Origin of the sequence: Roseomonas sp. CAU 1739, assembly GCF_039839775.1 — a bacterium.
Classification (GTDB): domain Bacteria; phylum Pseudomonadota; class Alphaproteobacteria; order Acetobacterales; family Acetobacteraceae; genus Neoroseomonas.
This window is the reverse complement of record NZ_JBDOQQ010000044.1, coordinates 1-7,486: the sequence shown is the minus strand read 5'-3', so window position 1 is coordinate 7,486 and position 7,486 is coordinate 1. Positions and strand designations below refer to the sequence as shown.

7 protein-coding genes and 1 pseudogene are annotated in these 7,486 nt (G+C 70.7%); 4 read left to right on the top strand and 4 right to left on the bottom strand.

Features of this window, described 5'->3' with window-relative positions; all coding sequences use genetic code 11:
• Positions 1-658 precede the first annotated feature (658 nt).
• Genes AAFN86_RS29410 through AAFN86_RS29400 form a run of 3 tightly spaced genes read right to left on the bottom strand, consistent with a single transcriptional unit; the run spans position 659 to position 3,316 of the window.
• A complete protein-coding gene (locus AAFN86_RS29410) occupies positions 659-1,393 on the bottom strand; it encodes an IclR family transcriptional regulator (protein ID WP_347547286.1) in 735 nt (244 codons plus the stop codon).
• A gap of 14 nt (positions 1,394-1,407) precedes the next feature.
• Positions 1,408-2,316, bottom strand: a complete 909-nt coding sequence (locus AAFN86_RS29405) for an SMP-30/gluconolactonase/LRE family protein (protein ID WP_347547284.1) — start codon at positions 2,314-2,316, stop codon at positions 1,408-1,410.
• 4 nt (positions 2,317-2,320) lie between these two features.
• On the bottom strand, positions 2,321-3,316 hold the full coding sequence (locus tag AAFN86_RS29400) for a tripartite tricarboxylate transporter substrate-binding protein (protein ID WP_347547282.1): 996 nt from the start codon (positions 3,314-3,316) through the stop codon (positions 2,321-2,323).
• Between the two features lie 129 nt (positions 3,317-3,445).
• On the opposite strand from AAFN86_RS29400, the gene AAFN86_RS29395 reads away from it, so the two are divergent.
• The 4 genes from AAFN86_RS29395 (at position 3,446) to AAFN86_RS29380 (ending at position 7,241) form a co-directional block, all read left to right on the top strand.
• Positions 3,446-4,420, top strand: coding sequence for a tripartite tricarboxylate transporter substrate binding protein (locus AAFN86_RS29395; RefSeq protein WP_347547280.1), 975 nt, complete (start codon positions 3,446-3,448; stop codon positions 4,418-4,420).
• 74 nt (positions 4,421-4,494) lie between these two features.
• Positions 4,495-5,172 carry an RraA family protein gene (locus tag AAFN86_RS29390; protein ID WP_347547278.1) on the top strand — a complete coding sequence of 226 codons (678 nt, stop codon included), beginning with the start codon at positions 4,495-4,497 and terminating at the stop codon, positions 5,170-5,172.
• Between the two features lie 25 nt (positions 5,173-5,197).
• Positions 5,198-6,205 carry a hydroxyacid dehydrogenase gene (locus AAFN86_RS29385; RefSeq protein WP_347547276.1) on the top strand — a complete coding sequence of 336 codons (1,008 nt, stop codon included), beginning with the start codon at positions 5,198-5,200 and terminating at the stop codon, positions 6,203-6,205.
• Positions 6,206-6,269: 64 nt separating this feature from the next.
• Positions 6,270-7,241 carry a tripartite tricarboxylate transporter substrate binding protein gene (locus tag AAFN86_RS29380; RefSeq protein WP_347547275.1) on the top strand — a complete coding sequence of 324 codons (972 nt, stop codon included), beginning with the start codon at positions 6,270-6,272 and terminating at the stop codon, positions 7,239-7,241.
• A 139-nt stretch (positions 7,242-7,380) separates the two neighbouring features.
• Here AAFN86_RS29380 and AAFN86_RS29375 read toward each other — a convergent pair.
• Positions 7,381-7,486 (bottom strand): annotated as a pseudogene (locus AAFN86_RS29375) (IS5/IS1182 family transposase); the annotation flags it as partial.

The window sequence follows — 7,486 nt, the reverse complement described above, 5'->3', positions numbered from 1 at the left end:
TCTTCCAGGACCACGACGACATCGTCGACCACTGCTGCCACCACTGGAACCGCCTGATCGATCAGCCCCGGCGCATCATGTCCATCGGCCTCCGCGAATGGACACATGAGTTCTGATCTGTGGGAGTTAGTATGAGCCGACCGCCTCAGCAATCTTTCAGTTCGGCGAATTGTTGATCAAGCCCCAGGTTTGCCCGCGGCATCGAAGTGTCGCGCCGGTGCATAATAGGCGCGACGCGCAATCGGGTTTCCGTCTGGAAGCGGCCGCGAGCAGACTGACGGAATCTGGCCAAGGTCCATCCAGATCTGACATTCGGGGTGGCGCCGACATCGCCATGACGACACTGCTGTTGGCAGTCGGTCGAGAGGCAAGCAGCGACAAACTTACCAGCCATAGGGCATCGCCGCAGCCATCTTCGACGGCTTGCGTTCCTGGCTGACGGTGCCGACGATCACCGCTTCGTTGAGAAGAGCGATCGTCGGTGATCCCTTCAGGAGCACGTCGATTGCGCCTCACTGCCTGGTCGGCGCGCGAGAACTGGCTGAAGAAGTACCACCGAGTTCGAACTGCATCCCGACGCCCGTCGCTGATTCCGAGCCCACCGGCGCAATGGCGGAGCGGGCCAGAAAAACGGCTGACGGACCGCCGGACGACTGATCTATTCCGCAGCGGCGCGGGGCCATTCCGGCATCTCGCCACCGATCCGCCGGGTGAGCGCGGCGGCAGCCTCGGCCAGAATCGGCCGCGCAGCCGCCAAGGCCTCCGGTGTCCAGCGGATAACGGGCGCGGAGAGCGCCAGCGCCCCGGCAAGCCTGTCGCCGGGGCCGAAGACAGGCGCCGCCATGGCCCCGGTGTGTGGATCGGTCGCACCCATGGTGACGATCGGCAGGTCGAGGGCCGCCGCGTAGTCCGGCAGCGGCCGCGCCGCGAAAGCCCGTAGCACCTGCGCGATGGCGGAACTGTCGAGGGGCAGCGCATCGCCGACCCGCACATGCATCCTGAGCAGGTGCGGGCTGTCGACGCGGAACAGGCAGAGCCGCTGCTCGCCGCGGCGGACGTAGAAGGCCGCTGTCTCGCCGGTGCGCGCGACGAGTTCCTCCAACACCGGCATCACATGCGCTTCCAGCCGGAAGGACTGGGTGTAGAGCGTGCCGAGCCGCAGCACCTCCGCATCCAGCCGGTAGGACCCGTTGGCCTCGCGCGCGAGGTAGCCGTGTTCCTCGAGCGAGATGGCCAGACGCATGATGGTGCTCTTCACCAGCCCCGTCCGCTCGGCGAGTTCCGCCAGCGACACGGATCGGTCGCCCTTTCGGAAAGCCGAGAGCACCGTCAGCGCGCGATCCGCCGAGGCCACGCCCTCGAGCGCCGGTCGCCGCTTTGCCTTCTCCACCATGCCTGCCTCCGGCCTCACGGCCCCATGATGCGCGATTCCAGCCGCGCGCGCAGGATGCTGCCGGTCTCGCTTTCGGTGATGAAGAGGTCGCGCCGATCCGGGCCGCCCAGGCATAGATTGGTCGTCGAGGCGCCGGCGCAGGAGGCGATCGCGAGCGTCGGCTCCGCCCGCCCGTTGAAGCGCCAGATTGTCCCGACGCCGGTATGGGCAACCAGCAGGTCGCCCTCGCGGTCCCAGGCCAAGCCGTCCGGCCCGCCGGGTCCGCCATGCAGTTGGATGAAGATGCCGGCCTTGGTCACCGCGCCGTCGCCGTGCAGCGGCAGCCGCCACACCTGGTTCGCGCGCGTGACCGCGACCAGGCAATGCGACAAGTCCGGCGCGACGACGATGCCGTTCGGGCTCGGCACCGTGCCGATCAGCAGGTCGAGCCTGCCGTCGGGCCGAAGCCGATACACGCGCCCGGTCGGGTCGTGCAGGCCGGTCTGCCCCTGGTCGGTGAAGAAGATGCTGCCATCGGCGCCGAGGGCAAGATCGTTCAGCCCCTTGAAGCCCTCGCTGCGCGCCGTCTCCAGCAGCGGCGTGACGGCGCCGCTGGACGGATCGATGCGGATCAGGCCCCGCTTGTAGTCGGTGACCAGTAGCATGCCGTCGGGCGCCACCTTCAACCCGTTCGGCCAGCCGTCGTATTCGGCCACCTGGTCCCATGCGCCATCCGCCGTGATGCGGAAGATCCGCCCGAAGGGGATGTCGGTGACGTAGAGCCGGCCCTCGGCGTCGAAGCACGGGCCTTCAAGGAAGCTGTCGATCTCCCGCCCGCCGCGGTTCCAGCGTGCCCATGCGGTCGCGCGGGCGCGGCGGAAGCGGTCCGGCAGCCGGGTGAAGACCTCGGTGCCCAGGCGCGGGGGCGGCGCGAAGAAGCCCATCGCCCTATTGCCGCTCGATGCCGCTGGTGGCGGCGACGTCCCGCCAGCGCACCGTCTCCTCGGCCAGCAGCGCCGCGAAGGCTGCGGGCGGCATGCCGCCAGGCTCGGAAGCGATGGAGGCCAGGAAGTCACGCATGTCCTGTGCCTCCAGCGCCTTCGCCATCTCCGCCTGCAGTCGCGCCACCACGGCATCAGGCGTGCCGGTGGGCGCGGCGAGACCGGACCAGTTCACCACGCCCTCGCCATTCGGGCCGAAGCCCGGCAGCCCCGCTTCCCGGAAGGTCGGCACCTCGGGCAGGACGGCGGTGCGGTGCATGCCGCTCATCGCCAGCACCCGTAGCGCTCCGCCCTGCACATGGCCGAGCGCCGAGCCGAGCGAGACCATCACCAGGTCCACCTGGCGCGAGAGCACGTTCGTCACCGCCTCCCCGGCGCCGCGGAAGGGCACGTGAAGCATCCTGATGCCGGCGGCCTGGGCGAAGGCGGCGGTGGCGAAGTGCGGCGCGCTGCCGATGCCGCCCGTCCCGTAGGTGATCTTCTCGGGCTCGCGCTTCGCGGCCGCGATCAGCGCGGTGAGGTCGCGCCAGGGCGCGTCGCGATGCACGGCGAGCATGACGGGCGAGAAGGCGGAGACCGTCACCGGCTTGAAGGCGGTCGCGTGGTCGAAAGGCAGGCGTTGGAACAGGTAGGGCAGCATGGCGTAGGTATTGTCCATCGCCAGCAGCGTGTGCCCGTCCGATGCGGCGCGCGCGACCTCGGCGGCGCCGATGGTGCCCGTGGCGCCCGACTTATTCTCCACCACGACGGGCCGGCCAAGGCTCTCCGAGAGCTTCGGTGCGAGGCGCCGCGCGATGGTGTCGACCGCCCCACCCGGGGCCCAGGCGACAACCAGGCGGATCGGGCGCGAGGGCCAGGCCTCGCCTTGCGCAAGGCCGCGGCGGGTCAGCGCAAACGGCAGCACCGCGAGGCCGGAGCCGAGGATGTGGCGGCGGGAGATCATGTGGCGCGGTTCCTTCCCTGGTGTGCCCGCTGTTCAATGAGGCTTGTATTTCGAAACGACGTTGCGTTATAGGCGGCCCGCGCCTAGGCCTGTCAAGCAATGCCTGACGCAGGGAAGGAGACATCCGAGATGCCAGGACCCCGTTTCGGCCGGCGCGCCGCCCTTCTTGGAGCCGCTGCCGTGCTGGCGCGCCCGGCCATGGCCCAACGCGGCTGGCCGGCAGGCCGACCGATCGAGATCATCGTGCCCTTCGCGCCGGGCGGCGGCATGGACGCCATGGCGCGGACCGTCGCGCCCTTCCTTGCCGCCCGCCTGCCAGGCGCGCGCGTGGTGGTGGGCAACCGGCCCGGCGCCGGCGGCCAGGTCGGGACCGAGGCGGTGGCGAATGCCGCGCCGGACGGCTTCGTGCTCGGCGCCTGTGCGACGCCAACCGTGCTGAGCCAACCGATCGAGCGCCCGGTGCGTTGGCGCCCTGCCGATCTCACCTACCTCGCGCAGGTCGTCGAGGACCCCTGCGGGCTGTTCGTCCGCGCCGACAGCCCGCTGCGGGGCCTGCCGGACCTGTTGGCGGTGGCGCGGGCGCGGCCGGGCGACGTGCCCTACGGCACCGCGGGTATCGGAGGGGACGACCACATCGCGATGCTGCTGATGGAGGAAGCCGCCGGCGTCCGGCTGAACCACGTGCCCTTCAACGGCACCTCGCAACTGCTGGTGCCGCTGCTCGGCGGGCAGCTCGACGTCGGCGCCTTCAACATCAGCGAGGCGCTGCCGCTGTTGCGCGAACGCGCGATCCGCGGCCTCGGCCTGGCCACCGAGGCGCGCGACCCCGCCGCACCGGACATCGCGACCTATCGCGAGGCCGGGGTGGACGTCGTGTTCTCCGCCGGGCGCGGCATCTTCGGCCCGCCCGGCCTGCCGGATCCGATCCGCGCGGAAATCGAGACCGCCTTCGCCGCGACCTTCGCCGACCCCGCCTGGGCCGAGGCGGCGTCCCGCGCCGGCCTGCCGCTGAAGCCACTGGTCGGCGCTGCCTATCGCGACGCGGCGCTGGGCGGAGAGGCGGCACTACGTGCCCTCTGGTCCCGGCGCCCCTGGCGCGAATGACTGAGGAAAATGAAATTGAATTTCGTAATGCTGGCAGGCCGCCGAATGGCCTGCGCATCCAGGAGAGCATGAGGATGGCTGTCGGCTTCAGGATCCTGCCGGGCGCACGCAAGGTCGGCCCGGAGGCGGTCGCCCGCTTCCGCGACCTGCCCGTCGCCAATGTCAGCGACGTCATGTCGCGCATGACCGCGGGCGGCCCGCGGCTGCGCCCGATGCATGCAGGCGGCGTGCTGGCCGGGCCCGCCTTCACGGTGAAGACGCGCCCGGGCGACAACCTCATGGTCCACAAGGCCCTATCGCTCGCGGCGCCGGGCGACGTCATCGTCGTCGATGCCGGCGGCGACCTGACCAACGCCATCATCGGCGAGCTCATGCTGGCGCAGATGATCAAGCGCGGCCTCGCCGGCATCGTCATCAACGGCGCGATCCGCGACAGCGCCGCCATCCGCGCGCAGGGCTTCCCGGTCTTCGCCGCCGGCGTCACCCATCGTGGCCCCTACAAGGACGGCCCCGGCGAGATCAACGTCGCCATCGCGATCGACGGCATGGTGATCGAGCCCGGCGACCTCGTGCTGGGCGACGAGGACGGCCTGCTCTGCGTCCCCTTCGCCGAGGTGGAGGCCGTGCACGCCGCGACCACGCAGAAGGCGGCGGCCGAGGCGCGCCAGATGGCGAACATCGAGGCCGGCACCCACGACGCATCCTGGGTGGATGCGACTCTGCGGCGGCTTGGCTGCGACGGCCTCGACTGAACCGATGCATTCCGGAAGATCCCCCATGACCCAGCACTCCGCCGCGAAGCCCGCGGTCCTCGTCACCGCCGCGAAGCTCGCGCCGGAGGCGGTCGCCATCCTGGAAGCCGCCGGCTACGCCGTGCCCTGCACCTCCGGCTATCCCTCCGAGGCTGAATTGCTGGCCGCCATCGCCGAGCATCGGCCGGTGGCGCTGCTGCACCGGCAGGGGATCATCAACGGCGCCGTCATGGACGCCGCCGCTCCCGCGCTGCGCGTGATCGCGCGCCATGGCGCTGGCGTCGACGGCATCGACCTCGCGGCCGCAGAGGCGCGCGGCCTGACGGTGACGCGGGCCGCAGGGGCCAATTCGCGCTCGGTCGCGGAGCACGCGATGGCGCTTATGCTCGCGCTGCTGAAGGACCTGCCCTCGGTCGCCACCGGCATGCGCGACGGGCTGTGGGAGAAGACCACCCGCATGACGCGCGACATCGACGGCGTCACGCTCGGCATCGTCGGCTATGGCGCGATCGGATCCAAGGTCGCGTGCTTCGCAGATGCCTTCGGCATGCGGGTTGCCGCCTACGACCCCCTCCTGCCCGCCGGGCCGCTGCCTGGCCCCGGGGAGCGCGTCGCTGACCTGCGGGCGCTGCTGGCACGCTCCGAAGTGCTGTCGCTGCATTGCCCGCTCGACGCTGCGACGCGGGGCATGATCGGTGCGGCGGAACTCGCGCTGATGCCGCGCGGCGCCATCCTGGTGCACACCGCCCGTGGCGGCATCGTGGACGAGGTGGCGCTGCTGGCGGCACTCGAGTCCGGGCAACTCGCCTGGGCTGGCGTGGACGTCTTCGCGCGGGAGCCGCTGGATACCGCCAGCCCGCTGCGCGGCCATCCGCGCGTCCTGCCGACGCCTCACCTTGCCGCGAACACACCGCGCGGTGCGGTCGGCATGTCCACTATGGCAGCGGATTGCATTGTCGCGGTGCTCGCCGGGCGCGTGCCGATGATGGCCGGCGCCGTGGTCGTCCAGGGACGCCTGCCCGTGGCGGCCTGACGCGATTCACGACAGCGCGGTCGCTCTGCCCAACCAGATCACCACCAGAGAGGAAACCATGAGAATGCCCATCACCGCCACGCGTCGCGGCATCCTGGCCGCCGGGGTCGCGTCCCTCGCCGCGCCCGCCCTGGCTCAGCCCGCCTGGCCGGCCGGGCGGCCCATCGAGGTCATCGTCGGCTTCGCGCCCGGCGGCGGGACCGACGTGATGGTGCGTGCGCTGACACAGTTCCTCGGCGCCGAATTGCCGGGGTCCAATTTCGTCGTCGTCAACCGGCCCGGGGCAGGCGGCGAGACGGCCTATGTCGCGCTGCAGACCGCCCGGCCGGACGGCTACACGCTCGGCACCATCAACACGCCGGGCTACCTCTCGCTCGGGGTGCAGCGCCGTGTGCGCTATGACCGCGCGCAGATCCGGCTGATCGCGCGCCTGGTGGACGACCCCAGCGCCTTCGTCGTGCACAGGGATTCGCCCTACCGGTCGCTGCGCGACCTGGTCGAGGCGGCGAAGCGGCGGCCCGGGACGATCAGCGTCGGCTCCTCCGGCATCGGCACCGATGACCATCTCGGCCTGACGCTGTTCGAGGCCGCCTCGGGCGCCGAGTTCATCCACGTTCCCTTCGCCGGCGCCGGCCCCTCGCGCAATGCCGTGCTCGGCCGACAGATCGACGTCGCCGGCCTGAATCTCGGCGAGATCGGGATGCTGGGACAGGAGAACCCGATGCTGCGCGCCCTCGCGGGCATGGGCGAGCGCCGGTGGGAGCTGATGCCGGACGTGCCCACCTTCCGCGAGGAAGGCTTCGACGTGCTGATGAGCAGCGAGCGCGGGATCGGCGCGCCGCGCGGCATCCCCGACGAGGTCGCGGGCCGGCTGGAGGATACGATCGCGAAGGTGATCGCCATGCCCGAATGGGCGGAGAGGGTCCGCCAGCTCGAACTGGCGATGGCCTTCCTGCGCGGCGCGGAATGGGAGGCGCAGATGCCGGCCCAGCTCGAGCGCTACCAGCGGATCTGGGAGAGGACGCCTTGGCAGTGAGGGCCGGCGCGGCGGCTGCCTAGAGCAGATCGCGTTCGGATGGAATCATCTGGATGCGTGAAGATGCTCTCGAAACATTAGGCTGGAGCATGTGGCGTGAGCGCATGCGAACGCAGCATGCTCTAGGTTCCGTGGACAGTTACCTGAGCCAAAGGATGGTGGCGGCGATGGTGACGACGGCGAGGAAGTTGCGGGCGGTCTTTTCGTAGCGTGTGGCGACGCGGCGGAACTGCTTGAGCTTGGAG